The following is a 537-nucleotide window of genomic DNA, read 5'->3' as shown; positions in this document are numbered from 1 at the left end:
ATGATGCCAAAAGAGGGTGATGTCACCACACCGCGTCAGTGCAATTTTTGTGGTAACAGTTTGGCGGAGTATCGCGGCGTACTTGAAACCAAACCGAATGTCGCTGCCAACAGTGATAATCCTATCGATGCCAATCAAGAATTATTCTTTTGTAATTATGAGCATCAGGCAGACTTTCACGCAGGCAAGACTTACAAACCTTATGCGTAAGCAAATAGATAAAAACGATTGACCATAAAAAAGCGCTTAGCTTTAGTAGGCTAAGCGCTAGTAGATTTGATGCTTTGTCATCACATCGCGCACTATTAGATCATGCATGTTTTGAACAATCTATCTGCTGATACAACACCGCGACTATTACAAAATAGAGTGGGCGTCTTTCATGATTTTATTTAACAATGCCTGTGATTGCTTATCTTTTTGTACACGGTCCTCATCACTTCTTTGGTTGGCATGAATTTTTTCGTATAAGTTTAAGCAGCACAATACTAGTATGCTTTCTTGACTGAGGCTTGGTGCATCTCGCTTTAGATCAAG

At 40.4% G+C, this 537-nt stretch carries 1 protein-coding gene and 1 pseudogene; one reads left to right on the top strand and one right to left on the bottom strand.

Going from position 1 to position 537, the window contains the following annotated elements:
- Window positions 1–210, top strand: a 210-nt coding sequence (locus ACS8FC_RS20470) for a hypothetical protein (protein WP_439298134.1), incomplete at its 5' end; no start/stop codon positions are given.
- Window positions 211–357: 147 nt separating this feature from the next.
- On the opposite strand, the pseudogene ACS8FC_RS20465 reads toward ACS8FC_RS20470, so the two are convergent.
- A pseudogene (locus ACS8FC_RS20465) lies at window positions 358–537 on the bottom strand (cell division protein ZapA); the annotation flags it as partial.

Source organism: Psychrobacter sp. 1Y4 (assembly GCF_051847555.1).
The sequence above is the reverse complement of the archived record's forward strand: the minus strand, read 5'-3'. Positions and strand labels throughout refer to the sequence as shown.